This is a genomic window from Streptomyces adustus (assembly GCF_009377175.1).
Taxonomy (GTDB): Bacteria; Actinomycetota; Actinomycetes; order Streptomycetales; family Streptomycetaceae; genus Streptomyces; species Streptomyces adustus.
In genome coordinates this window covers 15,545-35,150 of record NZ_VJZD01000048.1, presented here as the reverse complement: position 1 = coordinate 35,150, position 19,606 = coordinate 15,545, and the positions used below count along the sequence as shown (strand labels likewise).

Sequence of the window (19,606 nt, the reverse complement as noted above, 5' to 3'; positions counted from 1 at the left end):
CGTATAGTCATGCCATCCAGGAGGAGGGTGACATGGCGGTACGAGCAGCGGTGGCCGGAGCGAGCGGATATGCGGGCGGAGAGGTCCTGCGCCTCCTCCTCGCGCACCCCGGGATCGAGATCGGCGCCCTGACCGGCAACACCAACGCGGGCGAGCGGCTCGGCGCGCTCCAGCCGCACCTGCTGCCGCTGGCCGACCGGGTCCTGGCCCCGACCACGCCCGAGACGCTCGCCGGACACGACGTCGTCTTCCTCGCCCTGCCGCACGGACAGTCCGCCGCCGTCGCCGAACAGCTCGGCCCGGACGTCCTCGTGGTCGACATGGGCGCCGACTTCCGGCTCAAGGACGCGGCCGACTGGGAGCGGTTCTACGGCTCCGCACACGCCGGGACCTGGCCCTACGGCCTCCCCGAACTTCCGGGTGCCCGCGCCGCGCTGGAGGGGTCCAAGCGCATCGCGGTGCCCGGTTGCTACCCGACCGCCGTCACCCTCGCGCTGTTCCCCGCGTACGCCGCCGCACTGGCCGAGCCCGAGGCCGTGGTCGTCGCCGCCTCCGGCACCTCCGGCGCGGGCAAGGCGCCCAAGGCGCACCTGCTGGGCAGCGAGGTGATGGGCTCGATGGCGCCCTACGGCGTCGGCGGCGGCCACCGGCACACCCCCGAGATGATGCAGAACCTGGCCGCGGCGGCGGGCGAGCCGGTCACCGTCTCCTTCACCCCGACCCTCGCGCCGATGCCCCGCGGCATCCTCGCCACGTGCAGCGCCAAGGCCCGGCCCGGCGTCACCGCCGAGGCGGTGCGCGCCGCCTACACGAAGGCCTTCGCCGACGAGCCCTTCGTCCACCTGCTCCCCGAGGGCCGCTGGCCCGCCACGGCGTCCGTCTACGGTTCCAACGCCGTTCAGGTGCAGGTCGCGTACGACGAGGCAGCGGGCCGCATCATCGCGATCAGCGCCATCGACAACCTGACCAAGGGCACCGCGGGCGGTGCCCTCCAGAGCATGAACATCGCCCTGGGACTCGACGAGACCACCGGGCTTTCCACGATCGGAGTCGCACCGTGAGTGTCACGGCAGCCAAGGGATTCACGGCGGCGGGCATCGCCGCCGGGATCAAGGAGAACGGCAACCCCGACCTGGCCCTCGTGGTCAACGAGGGGCCCCGCCGCGCCGCCGCCGGTGTCTTCACCTCCAACCGCGTGAAGGCCGCGCCGGTGCTGTGGTCCGAGCAGGTCCTCAAGGGCGGCTCGGTCACCGCGGTCGTCCTCAACTCCGGCGGCGCCAACGCCTGCACCGGGCCGAAGGGCTTCCAGGACACCCACGCCACCGCCGAGAAGGTCGCGGACGTCCTCGGCCACAACGCCGCCGAGGTCGCCGTAGCCTCGACCGGACTCATCGGCGTCCTGCTGCCCATGGACAAGCTGCTGCCGGGGATCGAGACCGCGGCCGCCGCCCTCGGCGAGCACGGCGGCGAGAAGGCCGCCATCGCCATCAAGACCACCGACACCGTCCACAAGACTTCGGTGGCCACCCGGGACGGCTGGACCGTCGGCGGCATGGCGAAGGGCGCGGGCATGCTCGCCCCCGGCCTGGCCACCATGCTCGTCGTCCTGACCACCGACGCCGACCTCGACAGCGACGTACTGGACCGGGCCCTGCGCGCCGCGACCCGTACGACCTTCGACCGGGTCGACTCCGACGGCTGCATGTCCACCAACGACACCGTGCTGCTGCTCGCCTCCGGCGCCTCCGGCGTCACCCCCGAGTACGCGGAGTTCGCCGAGGCGGTACGGGCCGTCTGCGACGACCTCGGCCAGCAGCTCATCCGGGACGCCGAGGGCGCCAGCAAGGACATCAAGGTCGAGGTGGTCAACGCCGCGACCGAGGAGGACGCCGTCGAGGTGGGTCGCTCCATCGCCCGCAACAACCTCCTCAAGTGCGCCATCCACGGCGAGGACCCCAACTGGGGACGCGTGCTGTCCGCCATCGGCACCACCTCCGCCGCCTTCGAGCCCGACCGGCTGAACGTCGCCATCAACGGCGTGTGGGTGTGCAAGGACGGCGGCGTCGGCGAGGACCGCGCCAAGGTCGACATGCGCTACCGCGAGGTGCACATCGTCGCCGACCTCGCGGCCGGCTCCGAGACCGCCACCATCTGGACCAACGACCTCACCGCGGACTACGTCCACGAGAACAGCGCGTACAGCTCATGAGCACCACACGCAAGCACACCGCCCTGCCCAAGGCCGAGATCCTCATCGAGGCGCTGCCCTGGCTGACCCGGCACAACGGCAAGACCGTCGTCGTCAAGTTCGGCGGCAACGCCATGATCGACGAGCAGCTGAAGGCCGCGTTCGCGCAGGACATCGTGTTCCTGCACCACGCCGGCCTCAAGCCGGTCGTCGTGCACGGCGGCGGCCCGCAGATCAGCGCGGCCCTCGACCGGCACGGCATCGTCAGCGAGTTCAAGGCGGGCCTGCGGGTCACCACCGAGGACGCCATGGACGTCGTACGCATGGTGCTGGCCGGGCAGGTCCAGCGCGAGCTGGTCGGGCTGCTCAACCAGCACGGCCCGCTCGCCGTCGGCCTCACCGGCGAGGACGCGCACACCATCACCGCCACCAAGCACCGGCCCGAGATCGACGGCGAGTCGGTCGACATCGGGCGGGTGGGCGAGATCACCGCGATCGACACGGGCGCCATCGAGGCACTCCTCGCCGACGGCCGCATCCCGGTCGTCTCCTCGATCGCCCGGAGCCAGGACGACGGACATGTCTACAACGTCAATGCTGATACGGCGGCTGCGGCACTCGCTGCTGCACTGGGGGCCGAGACCCTCATGGTCCTCACCGACGTCGAGGGACTGTACGAGGACTGGCCCAACAGCGACGAGGTGATCAGCCGCCTCACCGCCGCCCAGCTGGAGAAGCTGCTGCCGGAGCTGTCGTCCGGCATGGTGCCGAAGATGGAGGGCTGCCTGCACGCCGTACGCAACGGCGTGAACACCGCCCGCGTCATCGACGGCCGGGTCCAGCACTCGATCCTGCTGGAGATCTTCACGGACGAAGGCATCGGCACGATGGTCGTGCCGGACGAGGAGGGGGAGAACGCATGACCGCCAACGAGGACCTCACGCAGCGGTGGCAGGGCGCGCTCATGAACAACTACGGCACCCCGCGGCTGCCCCTCGTACGCGGCGCGGGCACCCGGGTCTGGGACGCCGACGGCAAGGAGTACGTCGACTTCGTCGGCGGTATCGCGGTCAACGCGCTCGGCCACGCCCACCCCGCGGTCGTCGAGGCCGTCAGCAGGCAGATCGCCTCCCTCGGCCATGTCTCCAACCTCTTCGTCGCCGAACCGCCCGTCGCCCTGGCCGAGCGGCTGCTCCAGCACTTCGGCCGGGACGGCCGCGTCTTCTTCTGCAACTCCGGCGCCGAGGCCAACGAGGGCGCCTTCAAGATCGGCCGGCTGACCGGGCGCACCCACATGGTCGCCACCCGGGGCGGCTTCCACGGCCGCACGATGGGCGCGCTCGCCCTCACCGGCCAGCCCGGCAAGCAGGAGCCGTTCCTGCCGCTGCCCGGCGACGTCACCCACGTGCCCTACGGCGACGCACAGGCGCTGGCCGCCGCGGTGACCGAGGAGACCGCGCTGGTGATCATCGAGCCCATCCAGGGCGAGAACGGTGTCGTCGTCCCGCCTGCGGGCTATCTGAAGGCCGCCCGGGCGATCACCGCCGCCACCGGCGCGCTGCTCGTCCTCGACGAGGTGCAGACCGGCATCGGCCGCACCGGGCACTGGTTCGAGTACCAGGCCCACGAAGGTGTGCTGCCCGACGTCGTCACCCTCGCCAAGGGCCTCGGCGGCGGCCTGCCGCTCGGCGCGACCGTCGCCTTCGGACGCGCCGCCGAACTGCTGCACCCCGGCCAGCACGGCACGACCTTCGGCGGCAACCCCGTCGCCTGCGCGGCCGGACTCGCCGTCCTCGACACCATCGCCGCGGACGGTCTCCTCCAGAACGTCAAGAACCAGAGCGAGCGGCTGCGGGCCGGGATCGAGTCGCTCGGCCACCCGTTGATCGACCACGTCAGGGGCGCCGGACTCCTGCTGGGTATCGTGCTCACCGAGCCGCTCGCGCAGCAGGTGCAGCAGGCGGCCCAGGACGCCGGTCTCCTCGTGAACGCGCCCGCACCCGATGTCGTACGGCTGATGCCGGCGCTGAACCTCGGCGACGACGACGTGGACGCGCTGCTCAGGGCGATGCCCGGCATCCTGGATGTGGCCAAGGGGGACGGATGATCCGGGGAATGAGACGACGATGAGCCAGGCGCAGGACCACGACCAGACCGGGGGGCCGGCCGTACCGCAGACCCGCACCGCACGCCATCGCCGGATCGTGGACATCCTCAACCGGCAACCGGTGCGCTCCCAGAGCCAGTTGGCGAAGCTCCTCGCCGACGACGGGCTGACCGTCACGCAGGCGACGCTCTCCCGGGACCTGGACGAGCTGAACGCGGTGAAGATCCGCAACAACGACGGCGACCTGATCTACGCGGTTCCCAGCGAGGGCGGCTTCCGCACCCCGCGCGCCCCGCTGGGGGAGTCGGCTAAGGAGGAGCGCATGCGGCGCCTCTCCCAGGAGCTGCTGATCTCCGCGGAGGCCTCCGCCAACCTCGTGGTCCTGCGCACCCCGCCGGGGGCGGCGCAGTTCCTGGCCTCGGCGATCGACCAGGCGGAACTGCACGACATCCTGGGCACCATCGCCGGCGACGACACCTTGATGCTGATCAGCCGGAACCCGACCGGCGGGCAGGCGCTGGCCGACCATCTGCTGCGGCTGGCGCAGAACGGCCACTGATTCGGCCGGGCGGCCGGCCGGTCTCCGCCGAGCCGCGGCCGGCCGCCGACGGATCGTGGCGCCGGGAGGACCGGAGCAGAATGGAAGGGTGATCTTCCGCGACGGCCGGGCAATCTCCTGCCGGAGGCGGACCGTATACAAGGGTGTGCCGAGTTTCCGGTTCCCCGTGGGCCGTCTCCCGGACGAGGCTCTGCTCGCCGGGCTGGCCACCGGTGACCCGGAACTGGCCGTGACCTTCGTACGGAGGTTCCAGCGCACGGTCTTCGGTGTCGCGATCGCCGTCACCGGGGACCCCCAGCTGGCCGAGGACATCGCCCAGCAGACCTTCGAGCGTGCGTGGCGGCACGCGCAGATCTACGACTCCCGCCGGGGCTCGGTCACCACCTGGCTGACGACGATCGCGCACAACCTCGCCATCGACGCCGTCCGCGCCCGGCGCGCCGAACCGGTGGCGCCCGAGGACCTGGACGCGCTCCTCGACGCCGTGACCGAGACCCCCGAGCAGTGGGCGCTGGCCGACGAGGCCTCGTCCCGGCTGCGGGCCGCCGTGGCCCGGCTGCCCCGGGAACAGGGCCGTGCCCTGGTGATGGCCGGTGTCTACGGCATGACGGCCCGGCAGGTCGCCGACCGGGAGCAGATTCCGCTGGGCACCGCCAAGACCCGGATCAGGACCGCGATGGGCAAGCTGCGCGGCACCCTCGCGGCGCCGAATCGAGGGGACCATGTCCAATGACGTGACCTGCGAGAGGCTGCGGGAGATAGGCGCCGAGCTGGCCCTGGGCGTACTGCCCGGCCGGGAACGGGCGGAGGCCGTCGCGCATCTGGACCGGTGCGCCGCCTGCCGGGAGTACGTCGGGCACATGACCCTGGTCGGCGACGGCCTGATCGGCCTGCTGCCGGGACACGAGCCGCCGCCCGGCTTCGAGACCCGGGTGATGCGTGCGCTGGAGAAGGACGCGACGGCGCACGAGGGCGACCCGCACCCGCGGACCGTCGGCCCCGCCCGCGGTCCGGTCCGGGGCCGACTGCGGGCCGCCCGGCTGCGGACCGCGTCCGCCGTGGCCGCGTTCGCCGTCGCGTTCGGGGTCCTGGGGTGGGCGGTCGGCACCGCCGTCGAGAACGTCACGGCCTCCCCGCCCGCGTCCTCGTCCGTGACGGCCGGGTCGCGCCTGCTGACCGGCTCCCTGACCTCGGCCTCGGCCCCCGCCCGCCCGGCCGGCGACCTCTACGCCCACCCCGGCGAGCCCGGCTGGATCTACATGTCCGTCGATCTCGCCGACGCCGGCACCCCCTACTCCGGGCAGGTCCGCTGCACCCTGGAACGCTCGGACGGCAGCACGGTCCGGGTGGGCACCTTCGCCCTGCGGAACGGATACGGCGAATGGGGTACGGCCGCCCCCGTCGACGCCACGACACTGACCGGGGCCCGGCTGACCGCACCCGACGGCACGGTCCTTGCCACCGGCCACTTCACCGGCGGCCCGAAGACCTGACCTCCGGGACAGGGCAGGTGTCGTACGCGCAGTACCCGCAGTACCCGCAGTACGCGCCGTACGCGCCGCAGGCCCCTGGGCCACCCGCCTCCGCCGGGACCGCGCTGCCGCCGTCGGCCGGGGGCGGGACGGTCACGACAGCACCGCCCCCGGCGGCGCGGAACCGGTCAGGGCGTTGAGCCGGTGCAGCCGGGCGTACGGGCCGTCGCGGGCGAGCAGACCGGCATGGGTGCCGCTCTCCACGACCCGGCCGTGGTCGAGCACCACGATGCGGGTGGCGTCCCGGACGGTCAGCAGATTGTGGGAGATCACGACGGTCGTCCGTCCCGCCATGAGCCGACGCAACGGGTCCATGATCCGTAGGCCCGAGCTCATGTCGAGGCCCGTGGTCGGCTCGTCGAGGAGCAGCACCGGCGCGTCCCTGATCATCGCGCGGGCGACGGCGAGACGTTGGCACTGCCCGCCCGAGAGCGCGCGGCCGTGCCGGCCGACCGGGGTGTCGTAGCCCTGCGGCAGCGCCTCGACGAACTCGTGCGCGTCGGCGGCGCGGGCCGCCGCGACGATCTCCGCCTCGGTCGCCTCCGGCCGCCCGTAGGCGATGTTCTCCCGTACGGTGCCGTGCAGGACGAGCGTCTCCTGGAGGACCACCGCGACGCTGTCCCGCACGTCGGCCAGGCACAGCTCGCGCAGATCCGTCCCGTCGAGGCGGACGCTGCCCCGGTCGGGGTCGTAGAAGCGCAGCAGGAGCCCGGCGGCCGTCGACTTCCCGGCCCCGCTGGCCCCGACCAGCGCCAGCGTCTCGCCGGGCGCCACGTGGAACGACACCTCCGACAGCGCCCAGGACGACGTGCCGGGATAGCGGAAGGAGACGCCGTCGAACTCCACCTCGCCCCGCGCGCGGCCGAGCCGCCGGGCGGCCGCCGGCTCGACCACCTGCGGCCGCTGGTCGAGCAGTTCGATGATCCGTTCCGCCGAGGCGGACGCCGCGTAGAAGGCGGTGCCGAGCCGGGACAGACCGCGGACCGGGCCGTAGAGCTTGCCGATCAGCGCCAGGAAGACCAGCAGACCGCCCAGCGTGAGCTGCCCCTGGGACAGCTTCCAGGTGCCCAGTGCCAGGACCGCGAGGACGCCGCACACCTCGATGAGCTCGACGACGGGCGCGTAGACGGCGTGGATCCGCGCCGAGGCCATCGCGGCCCGGAGCCGGCCGGTGTTCTCCCGCTCGAACCGGCGCTGCTCCCGGTCCTGCCGGTTGTACGCCTGCACCAGGGCGACATTGCCCAGCGCCTCCTCGGCGACCGCGCCGATCGAGCCGCTGCGCAGCCTGCGCTCCCGGGACGCGTCCTTGACGAGCCCGGAGAAGTGCCGGGCCGCGGCCCAGAACAGCGGGACGAGGACGAGGGCGAGCAGGGTCAGCTCCCACTGGAGGGCGAGCAGCAGGCCGAGGAAGACGCCCAGGCGCACCACGTAGGAGAGGGCGTCCGTCACCCCCGACAGCAGGAAGGTCTCCACCGCGTCGACGTCGCCGGTCAGGCGCGACAGCACGTCCCCGAGCCGACGGCGTTCGAAGAAGCCGAGCGACAGTCCCTGGACGTGCCGGAACACATCGGAGCGCAGGGTCAGCAGGAAGTGTTCGCCGACCCAGGTGGACGTCATGTCGTCGGCGAACCCGAGCACGCCGGAGCCGACGACGAGTCCCAGGTACGTCGGCGCGATCCACCGCAGCGGTCCGATGTCACGGGGGACGAGCACGTCGTCCACCAGGATCTTGAAAAGCCAGAGCTCGGCGGCGTCGAGGCCGGGGCCGATCAGGGTGAAGAGCGCGACGGGAACGAACCAGCGCCGTCCGCCGCGGGTGTAGGGCCAGAACCGCCGGAACACCGCGAGCGGCGGCACCGGGGGCGCGGCCGCCACCACGTCGGAGGGCTCGGCCACCGACACGAGCCGTCGAAGTCGTGAGACATGCGCCATGACGGGGGTCCTGCTCGGGCCCGGCGAGAGTCCCGCGGGGGAGTCACCCGGCGGACCGGGGCCCTGGGGTCCCGGTCCGTCCGGTCCTCGTACGCGGCCCGCGGTCAGTAGCCGCCGTGGCCGTGACCGTGGCCATGACCGTGTTCGTGGTCGTGGTCGAAGCCGTGGCCGTGGTGGTGACCGTGGTCGTCGAAGTCGCCGTGGTCGTGGCCGTGTTCGTGCCTGAAGCCCTCGTCACCGTACGAGCCGTGGTCGCCGTCGTCACGGCGCACGGCGGGGATGAGATTGCGGAAGATGGACATGACGTTCCTCCTGGAACTCGCTGCACAGGAGATACGTTCCAGAACCGGCAGGAGATGGCGTTTCAGGGCAAAAGCCCGGAAACAGCCGTCGGGCGGGACCGGGAGCGGGAGCGGGACCTGGGCGGTGTTCAGCCCAGCCGGGCCCCGAGCCCCCCGGTGCACCGCACCTCGTCGCCGGCCGTGATCAGCAGCGCCTCCACCTCCGGCAGCTCCTCCAGCCAGGCCAACGCCTGCCGCGAGCCCATCGCGAAGGCGGCCGTGGCCCAGCAGTCGGCCCAGGTCAGCGAGGGGCCGACCACGGTCACGGCCACCAGGTCGGTCACCGCCGAACGCCCGGTGCGCGGATCCACGATGTGCGCGCCCCGCTCGGCCGTACCGGAGGTGGCCACCGCCAGCCGGTCCGTCCCGGCAGCCGAGATCACCGCCGCGAGGCCGCCCGGCCGAAGCGGGTCGGACACCCCCACGCGCCACGGCCGTTGCGGTCCCGGGGCGCCCGACAGCTGGACGTCACCGCCACCGTTCACACTCACCCCGGTCACCCCGGGGGTGGCCGCCAGCCGCTGGGCGGCCCGCTCGGCCGCCCAGCCCTTGACGATCCCGGTCGGGTCCAGACGCCCCTGGTACGTGGTGCTGAACCAGCCCTCGCTCAGCCGTTCCGCCCGCGCGCCCAGCTCCAGCACCTCGGCCACCTCGGGAGCGCACTCCTCGACGGACAGCTCGCCCCGGGCCAGCCGGGACAGCTCGCTGTTCTCGCGGTACGTGCTGAACACGTCGTCGGCCCGGTGCAGTTCGGCGACGGCCGCGTCCAGCGCGGCCCGCACGGCGCCGGGCTCCCCGCCCCGTACGTCGAACGAGAAGACGGTTCCCATGACCTCCTCCGCGTGTCGTACCGGGGCGGGATCCTGCGCGGAACCGGTCTCCGAATCGGCCACCGGCTCAGCCGCCGACCTGGTCGAGGGCGGACTGGAGGGACTGCTTGTAGCCGGTGCTGGTGTAGGTCGCCCCCGACACCGCGTCGATGTCGGCGCTGCCGGCCGCCACCGCCTCCTGGTTGAGCTTCGGCACGGCCAGGGCGGTCTTCTGGCTGCTGGTGCCGCCGCTGGGCGCCTGCACCGCCTCCGCCTTGGTGATCTTGCCGCCGCTGACCGTGATCCGGACCTGGACCGGGCCGTACTGGGTCTGCGCCACACTGCCGGAGACGGTACGGGCCTGCGCGGCCGGGGCCGAGGCCTTGCCGCCGCCGTTGCCGCTCCCGCCGCCGGTGCTGCTCCCCGTGGCGGAGCCGCCCGCGGCCTTCGCCTGGTCCAGCGCGGACTGGAGGGACTGCTTGTAGCCGGCGCTGGTGTACGTGGCGCCGGAGACGGCGTCGATGTCCGCGCTCTGCGCGGCGACCGCCTCCTGGTTGAGCTTCGGCACGGCCAGCTCGGTCTTCTGGGTGCTGGTGCCGCCGCTGGGCGCCTGTACCGCCTCCGCCTTGGTGACCTTGCCGCCGCTCATGGTCAGGCGCACCTGGACGGGACCGTACTGGGTCTGGGCCACGCGTCCGGTGACCGTGCCGGACCCGGCCGCCGCGGCGCCGCCCTGGGCCGACTCCTGTGCCCCGGCCGTCTGCTGCGGGATCGCGCCGGCGGCCTGCGCGGCGTTCGGGTCGGTCGTCGGCTTCAGCGACAGCAGCAGCACGATTCCGGACACGGTGGCGGCGGTCGCGAGCACGATACGCCGCAGGGGGTGGCTCTTCTTCATCGCTCCTGGCTCCCGTCGCTCACATCTCGAACGACTCGTGATGGATGCGCCGGGCGGGGACCCCCGCGCCGCGCAGTGCCTCGTACACCTGCTGGGCGAAGCCGGGCGGCCCGCACATGAAGACGTCGTGGCGCTCGATGTCCCCGATCTTGCGGCGCAGGGTCTCGGCGGAGATGTCGGGGCGCTCGCCCTCGGGGCTGTTGACCGCGTACATCAGCCGTGCGCCACGCTCGGCGGCGATCTTGGACAGCTCGTCCCACAGCGCCAGGTCCTGGGTGGTGTTGGCGCGGTAGAGCAGGGTGATGTCGCCGGCCGCGCCGGGCAGCGTCTCGAACAGCGCCCGCATCGGGGTGATACCGACCCCGCCCGCGACCAGCAGCACCTTGCCCTGGCTGCGCCGGGAGGCGGTCATCGCCCCGTACGGGCCCTCGGCCCACACCCGGGTGCCGGGCTGAAGCTTGCGCAGCGCGGCGCTGTGGTCGCCGATCGCCTTGACGGTGATCCGCAGCATGTCCGGGCGCGGGGCCGCCGACAGCGAGTACGGATGCGAGCTGAAGCGCATGCCCGGGGCCAGGAACCGCCAGCGGAAGAAGTGTCCCGCCTCCGCGCCCATCCGGTGCAGCTTCTTGCCGCCGATCAGCACCGACACGATGCCGGGCGTCTCCTCGATGACCGCCTCGACCCGCATCCGGTGCCGCAGGTTCAGCCGGATCGGGGTGAGGATGCGGTACCAGAGCACCAGCGCGGTGACCGAGCCGTACAGCACGTACCAGACGGTCTTGGCGACCGGCTCCACGGCGAAGTCGTTGCCGGTGGTGATCTGGTGCCAGAACGTCAGGAACACGGCCGCGTACGTCATCAGGTGGATGTGGTACCAGGTGTCGTACGGCATCAGCTTGCGGATGCCGCCGACCGACACCAGCCCGATGACGACCAGCAGGCCCGTGCCGATGGCGGCCTTGCCCATGTCCGGGAGCTGGTTGATGGAGTCGATCGTCTGCTGGACGATGTCACCCAGCGTCCTGCCGCCCTGGAGCGCGTAACCCCACATCGTGAGGAAGACGTGCGCGATGACCAGGGAGAGCGTGTAGCGGCCGCTCATCGCGTGCCAGCGGGCCACCCGGTCGGAGCCCACCCGCCGCTCCAGCGCGGGGACCCGGGCCATCTGAAGGACGACGAGCGCCATCAGGTATCCGGCCAGCAGACCGGTGATCCGGCCCGCGTTGAGGATCTTGCTGTTGTTGTCGGCGATCGACGGTGTGTTGTGCCACCACAGCCACAGCACCCCCATCGCGCCCGCCCATACGGCGAGCAGCAGGGGGACGGCAGGGGAGCGGCGCGGACGGATGCGGCGCATCGTCTGGCGTCGGGCGGCACGGCCGCCCGCGAGCGTGGTGGTCACGGTTCCTCCGTGGGGACTTGACCCTTGGCCCACACATACGCGCCGAGTCTCCCGAGTGTTCAGCTTTTCGCTGAGTCGAGTGCGGACTGGAGTGACTGGCGGTAGCCGTCGCTGGTGTACGTCGCTCCCGAGACGGTGTCGATGTCCGCGCTCTGTGCCGCCAGCGCCTCCCGTCGCAGCTGGGGGACGGCGTAACTGTTGATCTCCTGGTCCCGCGGGTTCTCCTGCGGGTAGGTGACCGCGGTGACCTCGGTCAGCCTGCCGTCCTCGAGGGTGATCCGCACCTGGACGGGACCCCAACGGGTCTGGACGGTCTCCCCGGTGACGGTCCGCGTGCCGGAGGAACCGGTCGACCCGGAGGAACCGGAGCCGGAGGAACCGGACGAACCGGAGGAACCGGAGGAGCCCGATCCGGCGGAGGCGGCGGGCGGGGCCACCGCCACGGCCGTGCTCGTGTGCGGCTTCAACGACAGCAGCAGGACCGTTCCGCAGACGGTGGCGGCTCCGGACAGCACGATCCGGCGCAGGGGACGGTTCTTCTTCAACGGGTGCACGACGGCCTCACAGTTCGAACGACTCGTGGTGGATACGACGGTCCGGCACACCGGCGGCGCGCAGCTCCCGGTACACGTCCTGGGCGAAGGAGTGCGGACCGCACAGGTACACGTCGTGCCCGGCCAGATCGGTGACGGCCGAGCGCAGCGCACCGGCGGAGAGGTCGGGGCGCTCCCCGCGGGGGCCGTTGAGCGCGTAGAGCACCTTCGCGTCCCGCCAGCGCGCCAGTGCCTCCAGCTCCTGGCCCAGCGCGAGGTCCTCGGCGGTGCGCGCCCGGTACAGCAGGGTCACCTCGCCCGGCAGCGTCTCGAACAGCGCCCGCAGCGGGGTGATCCCGACCCCGCCCGCGATCAGCAGCGACCGGGCGGCGGTGCGCCGGTCGGCGGTCATCGCCCCGTACGGTCCCTCCGCCCACACCCGGGTGCCCGGCCGCAGCAGGGACACCGCCGCGCTGTGCCCGCCGAGCGCCTTGACCGTGATGCGCATCAGGTCCGGGCGGGGCGGCGCGGACAGGGAGTACGGCGTCGACGTCCAGCCCATGCCCTCCCCGAGGAACCGCCACCGGAAGAACTGGCCCGCCCGGGCGCCCGTCTCGTCCAGCCGCCGGCCGCGCACCACGACCGAGTACACCCCCGGCGCCTCCCGCTGCACGGACTCGACCCGCATGCGGTGGCGCCGGTTGAACCGCACCGGTACCAGGATCCGGAACCAGAGGACCAGGGCCGCGACGCCGAGGTACAGCACGTACCAGGCGGCCGTGGCGACCGCGTTGCCGTTGAAGTCGTCGCCGAGCGCCAGCTGGTGGCCGAAGGCGAGGAACACCGCGGCGTAGGTGAGCAGGTGGACGTAGTACCAGAACTCGTAGCTGGTCCGGCGGCGCGCGGCGCGGGCCGAGGTGATGCCGACCGCGAACAGGATCACGGTGGCCGCGGTGGCCTTCAGCATGTCGGGGTAGTCCAGGACCACGGTCACCGTCTCGTGCAGGACCGACTGGCGGTCCTGAGCGGCGTACCCGGCGAGGATCAGCACGACGTGCGCGACCAGCAGGCAGACCGTGTACCGGCCCGCCATGGCGTGCCAGCGGGCCACCCGGTCCGAGCCGATCCGCCGCTCCAGCAGCGGTACGCGCGCCATCAGGCCCACCAGCACCGCGCACGTGTACCCGCACAGCAGCCCGGCGATCCGTCCGGCGCCGGTCAGCCAGCCCGCCGCGCCGATCACGGAGCCGGTGTCCGACCACCACAGCGCGAGCACGGCGAACGCCCCCGCCCACAGCAGCGCGAGCACCGGACCCGCGGGGGAGCGCCGGGCGGCCGGTGGCAGGGCGGTCGCCGCCCGATGCGCGTCCACGGTGGTCATATGTGCGTCCTTCCGTCCTGCTGTCCGTTCCGCCCGCCACTGTGCGGGCCGAACCTCTGAGATCGCTCTGAGCGGGCGCCTCGCACGGCGGACTCAGAGGAAACTCACAGTGGCCACGGGCGCGGGACGCCGTCCCGAGGGGTGATGCTGGTGAGAGCCATGAACACCACCCGCTCCGGCCACCCGGCCGTCACCCGCCCCGACGGCACACCGCTGCGCGTCCTCGTCGTCGACGACGACCCCGACCTCGCCGAGGTGCTGTCGGGCGCGCTGCGCTACGAGGGCTGGCGGGTTCGCACCGCGGGCGACGGCGCGTCCGCGCTCGCCGAGGCCCGCGAACTGATGCCCGACGCCGTCGTCCTCGACGTGATGCTCCCGGACACCGACGGCTTCGCCGTGCTGCGCTCCCTGCACGAGGTGACGCCCGACGTCTGTGTGCTCTTCCTCACAGCCCGGGACGCCGTCGAGGACCGCATCGCGGGCATCACCGCGGGCGGCGACGACTACGTCACCAAGCCCTTCAGCCTGGAGGAGGTCGTCGCCCGGGTCCGGGGCCTGCTGCGCCGCGCCGGGATCGCCCGTCGGCAGGAGGACGGTCCCCGGCTGACCGTCGGCGACCTGGTGATGGACGAGGAGGCCCGCGAGGTCACTCGCGCGGGCGAGCTGATCGAGCTGTCGCCGACCGAGTTCGAGCTGCTGCGCCTGCTGATGCGCAACCCGCGGCGCGTCCTCAGCAAGGCGCAGATCCTCGACCGCGTCTGGTCGTACGACTTCGGCGGCCGCGCCCATGTCGTCGAGCTGTACATCTCCTACCTGCGCAAGAAGGTGGACGCGGGCCGCGAGCCGATGATCCACACGGTGCGCGGGGCGGGTTACGTGCTCAAGCCGGTGGCCCGGTGAGCCGATGACACCGCGACTGCGCCCCGGATCCCGCCCGCGCCCGAGCCTGCGTCGACGCCTGCGCCCGCGTCCGCGCTCGGGCCCGGCCGCGCGCCCGCTGCTGTGCCGGCTGCCCAGGCCGCGCACGCTGCGAGCCCGGCTCACCCTCGGCCTGGTGGTGCTGCTGGCGATCAGCTGCGCCGCGGTCGGCGTGGCCGCCGTCGTCGGGTTGAACGGCTTCCTCACCAGCCGCCTCGACGAGCAGCTCGGCGGCGTCGGGACCCGGTTCCCGGCGAGCCTGGAGCACCCGGGCCGACTGCGCGACGACCACGACGGCGACGAGTACGGCGACACCCGTCGGCAGGCCACGGGCACCTTCGGCGCCCGCCTGGTCGGCGGCACGGTCACCAACGCGGCCGTCGTCCCGGCCGGTGAGGCCACCACCATCCTGGACGTGCCCCTGACCACCGAGGACCGCAAGGGGCTCGCCGCGGTCCCGGCCGACGGCAGGGGCCACACGGTCGCGCTCTCCGCCCTCGACGACTACCGGCTCATGGCGTCCCGGGGCCTCGACGGCGACGTACTGATCACCGGGCTGCCGCTGGAGCCGGTCCAGGCCACCGTCCACCGCCTGGAACTGGTCGCCGGGATCGTCTTCGCCCTCGCCCTGGCCGCCACCGGAGTCGTCGGCGCCGTCTGGGTGCGCTGGTCGCTGCGCCCGCTGAGCAGGGTCGCGGCCACCGCGACCCGGGTCGCCGAACTGTCGCTGGCCAGCGGCGAGGTCGCGCTGCCGCCGCGGGCCCCCGAGTCCGACCCGCGCGGCGAGGTGGGCCGGCTCGCCGCCGCCTTCAACCGTATGCTCGGCCATGTCGAGGACGCGCTGACCAAACGCCACGCCAGCGAGGAACGGCTGCGCAGCTTCGCGGCCGATGCCAGCCACGAACTGCGCACCCCGGTGGCCTCGGTACGCGGGCACGCCGAACTCGCCCTGCTGCACCCGGGGCGCGTGCCGGCCCAGATCACCCATGCCCTGGAACGCATCGCCGCCGAGTCGTCCCGGATGGGCGAGATGGTCGACGATCTGCTCCTGCTGGCCCGGCTGGACGCCGGACGCCCCCTGGAACGCCTGCCGGTCGACCTCACCCGCCTGGTCCTGGACGCGGTGACGGACGCCCGGGTGGCCGGCCCCGGCCACCGCTGGACCCTGGAGCTCCCGGAGGACCCGGTCACGGTGACCGGCGACGCCCACCGGCTGCACCAGGTGCTGGCCAACCTGCTGACCAACGCGCGGCTGCACACCCCCGCGGGCACCGAGGCCACGGTGACCCTGGAGGCCGACGACGAGGCGGCCGTCCTCGCGGTCCACGACAACGGCCCCGGCGTCCCCGACGACCTCCGGCCGGGCGTCTTCGAACGCTTCACCCGCGCCGACCGCCGCCGCACGGAGGCCTCCGGCGGCGGCGCCGGACTCGGCCTGTCGATCGTGGCCGCCGTGGTGGACGCGCACGCCGGGAGCGTGGACCTGGCCAGCAGCCCGGGGTCGACGACCTTCACGGTCCGGCTGCCCCGGCAGCGTCCGCCGGACGTCAGTACCGCGTGATCGCCGTCGCCCCGCCGCGCGTACCGATCGCGATGTGCGGGCGCAGCGCCGGGTCGGCCCAGCGCAGCAGCGCGCGCATCGCCTCCGCCGGGACCGACACGCACCCCGCGGTCGCCCCGGCCCCGTCGACGTGCAGGAAGATCCCGGCGCCGCGCCCGCGTACCGGCGCGGCGTAGTTGAAGCCGACGACGAGCGCGTACGCGTACTGCGTCGTGTACGTGATCAGATGCTCGGACTCGGCGGCCCGGCAGTCGGCCGGGCGGGGCTCGGTGAAGCGGTTGTAGGACCGGGAGTCGTTGTCCTGGCACCACCAGGAGTCCTGCCGGACCGGTCGGTAGGCGACCTTGGTCCCGGCCGGGGCCGGCTCGATCCCGAACCCGAACGGCAGGTCGTACAGCCCGGTCGGGGTCGTGTTCGTGCCCTGGGCGCGCGAGGCGCCCTCCACCAGTCCCCCGGCCCCGAACCGGGCCGGTGCGGAACCGGCCCGCACCCACCGGCCGTCGCGCAGGTCCCACCAGGTGAGCGTGCCCGACGTGGCGTCGGCCGCGGGGGCCTGAGCGGTGATCAGCTGGCGGCCGCCGCCGGTGTCGGCCAATCGGGCGGGCAGCGGCGGGTCCTCGGCGGGGGCGGCGGCGCCCAGCAGCAGGAAGGACAGGGAGACCAGCGAGGCGGCGACGGCACCAGGGCGCATGATCAGAAGCTAGACGGGGGCACCGGCGGCGGCAGCCGGGGTGGTCCGTCCGGGGCCCGACACGCCGTGGCCGCCCCGGTCGGTGTTCTCCCGGGGCGGCCACGGCGCATCCGTCACCTCACTTGTTGAGGGTGCAGGCGGCGAGGGCGTCGAGGCCCTGGGGCTTGGCGGCGGTGCGGCCGATGGAGATGGCGATGCGGTCGATGGTGGAGACGCGCTTGTCCTTGAGGGGGCCGAGGATGGCGTTCTGGACGAAGTTGGGTCCGCCCTGGCCGACGGTGTTGACGAGGCGGGTGTTGGCCTCGTTGATTTGGGTCTGGAGCAGGGCGAGGTTGCGGTCGACCTCGGCCTTGGCCGTGGCCGGGATCGCGGGCAGCTTCGAGGCGACGTCCGGGCAGGTGATGGTGCCGACGCCGCTCGCGCCCGCGCCGGAGTTGTTCGCCCCGGCCGTCGCGGCGGCGGTCGCGGTCGCCGCGGCGGTGGCACCGCTGTTCGCCCCGGTACCCGCCGCCGCACCGCCCGCGTTGAGGGTGCAGGCGGCGAGGGCGTCGAGGCCCTGGGGCTTGGCGGCGGTGCGGCCGATGGAGATGGCGATGCGGTCGATGGTGGAGACGCGCTTGTCCTTGAGGGGGCCGAGGATGGCGTTCTGGACGAAGTTGGGTCCGCCCTGGCCGACGGTGTTGACGAGGCGGGTGTTGGCCTCGTTGATCTGGGTCTGGAGCAGGGCGAGGTTGCGGTCGACCTCGGCCTTGGCCGTGGCCGGGATCGCGGGCAGCTTCGAGGCGACGTCCGGGCAGGTGATGGTGCCCGGAGCCGCCAGCGTCCGGGCGTTCGTCGCGCCGTTGCCGGACGACGGGCCGGCCAAGGCGGAACCGGCGATGACCGCGCCGGACAGCGCCACGGCCGCGGCGCCGCCGATGATCGCGACACGGCGCTTGTTGTACTTCGGAAGTGCCCTGGACATGCGATGGCCTCACTCGGTTCGGGGGTGTCTTCGTCTGGCAACGCGGCGCCTGCGTTCGGGCAGAGATACGTGAAAGCGTTTTCCCGCGTTCAACCGGTCGGGGAAAAGGTCGGGGAAAAGTCCGCCACGAATCCCCCGCCGCCCCCTGAGATTGACGAATCATGCAGAGGTCCGCATAATCATGCAGGCAAGGTGGCGCACGGGGAGCCGGTCGCACATCACCACTTACGAGGAGCAACGCGAGTGAGCAGCAACAGCGGTGACGTACGGCTCTGGGGCGGCCGTTTCGCCGACGGTCCCGCCGAGGCCCTGGCGAAGCTGTCCGCGTCCGTCCACTTCGACTGGCGGCTCGCGCCGTACGACATCGCGGGTTCGCGTGCCCACGCGCGCGTGCTGCACAAGGCCGGGCTCCTCTCGGACGACGAACTGACCCGGATGCTGGCGGGCCTGGACCGCCTGGAGGCGGACGTCGCGGACGGCTCCTTCGTCGGCACGGTCGCCGACGAGGACGTGCACACCGCCCTGGAGCGCGGTCTGCTGGAGCGACTCGGCCCCGACCTCGGCGGCAAGCTGCGCGCGGGCCGGTCCCGCAACGACCAGGTGGCCACCCTCTTCCGGATGTACCTGCGCGACCACGCCCGGATCGTCGGCGGTCTGATCGCCGACCTCCAGGACGCGCTGATCGGTCTGGCCGAGGCCCACCCGGACGTCGCGATGCCCGGCCGCACCCACCTCCAGCACGCCCAGCCGGTGCTCTTCGCCCACCATGTGCTCGCCCACGTCCAGTCGTTGTCGCGGGACGCCGAACGGCTGCGCCAGTGGGACGAGCGGACCGCCGTGTCGCCGTACGGCGCGGGCGCGCTCGCCGGCAGCAGCCTCGGCCTGGACCCGGAGGCGGTCGCCGCGGACCTCGGCTTCGAGCGCGGCAGCGTCGGCAACTCCATCGACGGCACGGCCTCGCGCGACTTCGCCGCCGAGTTCGCCTTCATCACCGCGATGATCGGGGTCAACCTCTCCCGGATCGCCGAGGAGATCATCATCTGGAACACGAAGGAGTTCTCCTTCGTGACCCTGCACGACGCGTTCTCCACCGGTTCGTCGATCATGCCGCAGAAGAAGAACCCCGACATCGCCGAGCTGGCGCGCGGCAAGTCGGGCCGTCTGATCGGCAACCTGACCGGCCTCATGGCCACGCTCAAGGCCCTCCCGCTCGCGTACAACCGCGACCTCCAGGAGGACAAGGAGCCGGTCTTCGACTCCTGCGACCAGTTGGAGGTCCTGCTGCCGGCCTTCACCGGCATGATCGCCACCCTCACCGTCCACCGCGAGCGGATGGAGGAGCTGGCCCCGGCCGGCTTCTCCCTCGCGACCGACATCGCCGAGTGGCTGGTCAAGCAGGGTGTGCCGTTCCGGGTGGCGCACGAGGTGGCCGGCGAGTGCGTGAAGGTCGCCGAGGCCGAGGGCAAGGAGCTCGACGGTCTGACGGACGAGCAGTTCGCGAAGATCTCCGTCCACCTCACCCCCGAGGTGCGGTCGGTCCTCAACGTCCCCGGTGCCCTGGCCTCCCGCAACGGCCGCGGCGGTACGGCGCCGGAGGCGGTCGCCGTCCAGCTCGCCGAGGTGCAGGCGGACGTGGCGGCCCAGCACGCCTGGGCGGACGCCGGGAAGCGGTAACGGTCCGACGCGTGGACCCCTGTCCCCGTGGCCTCGGCCAGGGGCGGGGGTTCACGTGTCGACACCGCGCCGGTGGACCCGCCCGGCTTGCTCACGTTTCACCGTCACGAAGGCGGTTA

At 72.8% G+C, this 19,606-nt stretch carries 19 protein-coding genes; 10 read left to right on the top strand and 9 right to left on the bottom strand.

What is annotated here, in order from left to right:
• Window positions 1–32: 32 nt before the first annotated feature.
• From argC to FNH09_RS14730, 7 genes are all read left to right on the top strand, one after another.
• Window positions 33–1,061 (top strand): N-acetyl-gamma-glutamyl-phosphate reductase, encoded by a 1,029-nt coding sequence (argC, locus tag FNH09_RS14760; protein WP_152887948.1) that lies wholly within the window; start codon window positions 33–35, stop codon window positions 1,059–1,061.
• The gene (gene argJ / locus FNH09_RS14755; protein WP_162468595.1) at window positions 1,058–2,209 is read left to right on the top strand and encodes a bifunctional glutamate N-acetyltransferase/amino-acid acetyltransferase ArgJ; all 1,152 of its coding nucleotides are present in this window, start codon (window positions 1,058–1,060) and stop codon (window positions 2,207–2,209) included. The genes argC and argJ overlap by 4 nt, the downstream gene beginning before the upstream one ends.
• Window positions 2,206–3,111: an acetylglutamate kinase gene (gene argB / locus FNH09_RS14750; protein ID WP_152887946.1), complete on the top strand. Its 906-nt coding sequence runs from the start codon at window positions 2,206–2,208 to the stop codon at window positions 3,109–3,111. Before argJ ends, argB begins: the two co-directional genes overlap by 4 nt.
• Window positions 3,108–4,295 (top strand): acetylornithine transaminase, encoded by a 1,188-nt coding sequence (locus FNH09_RS14745; RefSeq protein ID WP_152887944.1) that lies wholly within the window; start codon window positions 3,108–3,110, stop codon window positions 4,293–4,295. Before argB ends, FNH09_RS14745 begins: the two co-directional genes overlap by 4 nt.
• A 19-nt stretch (window positions 4,296–4,314) precedes the next feature.
• Window positions 4,315–4,854 carry an arginine repressor gene (locus FNH09_RS14740; RefSeq protein WP_152887942.1) on the top strand — a complete coding sequence of 180 codons (540 nt, stop codon included), beginning with the start codon at window positions 4,315–4,317 and terminating at the stop codon, window positions 4,852–4,854.
• Window positions 4,855–4,999: 145 nt separating this feature from the next.
• The gene (locus tag FNH09_RS14735) at window positions 5,000–5,587 is read left to right on the top strand and encodes a sigma-70 family RNA polymerase sigma factor (protein WP_162468594.1); all 588 of its coding nucleotides are present in this window, start codon (window positions 5,000–5,002) and stop codon (window positions 5,585–5,587) included.
• Complete coding sequence (locus FNH09_RS14730; RefSeq protein ID WP_152887940.1) at window positions 5,577–6,347, top strand: anti-sigma factor family protein; 771 nt, start codon at window positions 5,577–5,579, stop codon at window positions 6,345–6,347. Before FNH09_RS14735 ends, FNH09_RS14730 begins: the two co-directional genes overlap by 11 nt.
• Window positions 6,348–6,479: 132 nt before the next feature.
• Here FNH09_RS14730 and FNH09_RS14725 read toward each other — a convergent pair whose 3' ends face one another.
• The 7 genes from FNH09_RS14725 to FNH09_RS14695 form a co-directional block, all read right to left on the bottom strand.
• Complete coding sequence (locus FNH09_RS14725; RefSeq protein WP_152887938.1) at window positions 6,480–8,318, bottom strand: ABC transporter ATP-binding protein; 1,839 nt, start codon at window positions 8,316–8,318, stop codon at window positions 6,480–6,482.
• Between the two features lie 104 nt (window positions 8,319–8,422).
• Window positions 8,423–8,620, bottom strand: coding sequence for a hypothetical protein (locus tag FNH09_RS14720; RefSeq protein WP_152887936.1), 198 nt, complete (start codon window positions 8,618–8,620; stop codon window positions 8,423–8,425).
• A gap of 128 nt (window positions 8,621–8,748) precedes the next feature.
• On the bottom strand, window positions 8,749–9,489 hold the full coding sequence (locus tag FNH09_RS14715) for an FAD:protein FMN transferase (RefSeq protein WP_152887934.1): 741 nt from the start codon (window positions 9,487–9,489) through the stop codon (window positions 8,749–8,751).
• Window positions 9,490–9,556: 67 nt separating this feature from the next.
• The gene (locus FNH09_RS14710; protein ID WP_202919669.1) at window positions 9,557–10,363 is read right to left on the bottom strand and encodes an FMN-binding protein; all 807 of its coding nucleotides are present in this window, start codon (window positions 10,361–10,363) and stop codon (window positions 9,557–9,559) included.
• Between the two features lie 19 nt (window positions 10,364–10,382).
• Window positions 10,383–11,765 carry a ferric reductase-like transmembrane domain-containing protein gene (locus FNH09_RS14705; RefSeq protein WP_162468593.1) on the bottom strand — a complete coding sequence of 461 codons (1,383 nt, stop codon included), beginning with the start codon at window positions 11,763–11,765 and terminating at the stop codon, window positions 10,383–10,385.
• A 59-nt stretch (window positions 11,766–11,824) separates the two neighbouring features.
• Window positions 11,825–12,319, bottom strand: coding sequence for an FMN-binding protein (locus FNH09_RS14700; protein WP_162468592.1), 495 nt, complete (start codon window positions 12,317–12,319; stop codon window positions 11,825–11,827).
• Between the two features lie 7 nt (window positions 12,320–12,326).
• A complete protein-coding gene (locus FNH09_RS14695) occupies window positions 12,327–13,679 on the bottom strand; it encodes a ferredoxin reductase family protein (RefSeq protein WP_152887932.1) in 1,353 nt (450 codons plus the stop codon).
• Window positions 13,680–13,838: 159 nt separating this feature from the next.
• Between FNH09_RS14695 and FNH09_RS14690 the strand changes: the two genes are divergently transcribed.
• Window positions 13,839–14,579 (top strand): response regulator transcription factor, encoded by a 741-nt coding sequence (locus FNH09_RS14690; RefSeq protein ID WP_152887930.1) that lies wholly within the window; start codon window positions 13,839–13,841, stop codon window positions 14,577–14,579.
• A 4-nt stretch (window positions 14,580–14,583) separates the two neighbouring features.
• Complete coding sequence (locus FNH09_RS14685) at window positions 14,584–16,158, top strand: sensor histidine kinase (RefSeq protein WP_152887928.1); 1,575 nt, start codon at window positions 14,584–14,586, stop codon at window positions 16,156–16,158.
• Here the strand turns inward: FNH09_RS14685 and FNH09_RS14680 are convergent.
• Both FNH09_RS14680 and FNH09_RS14675 read right to left on the bottom strand, forming a co-directional pair.
• The gene (locus tag FNH09_RS14680; protein ID WP_152887926.1) at window positions 16,145–16,849 is read right to left on the bottom strand and encodes a L,D-transpeptidase family protein; all 705 of its coding nucleotides are present in this window, start codon (window positions 16,847–16,849) and stop codon (window positions 16,145–16,147) included. The two genes, FNH09_RS14685 and FNH09_RS14680, sit on opposite strands and share 14 nt — an antisense overlap.
• A gap of 118 nt (window positions 16,850–16,967) precedes the next feature.
• Window positions 16,968–17,813 carry a hypothetical protein gene (locus FNH09_RS14675; RefSeq protein WP_152887924.1) on the bottom strand — a complete coding sequence of 282 codons (846 nt, stop codon included), beginning with the start codon at window positions 17,811–17,813 and terminating at the stop codon, window positions 16,968–16,970.
• A 243-nt stretch (window positions 17,814–18,056) separates the two neighbouring features.
• Here FNH09_RS14675 and argH point away from each other — a divergent pair, with 243 nt between their 5' ends.
• Entirely contained in the window at window positions 18,057–19,487 is a 1,431-nt protein-coding gene (argH, locus tag FNH09_RS14670; RefSeq protein ID WP_162468591.1) for an argininosuccinate lyase, read from the top strand.
• Window positions 19,488–19,606 lie beyond the last annotated feature (119 nt).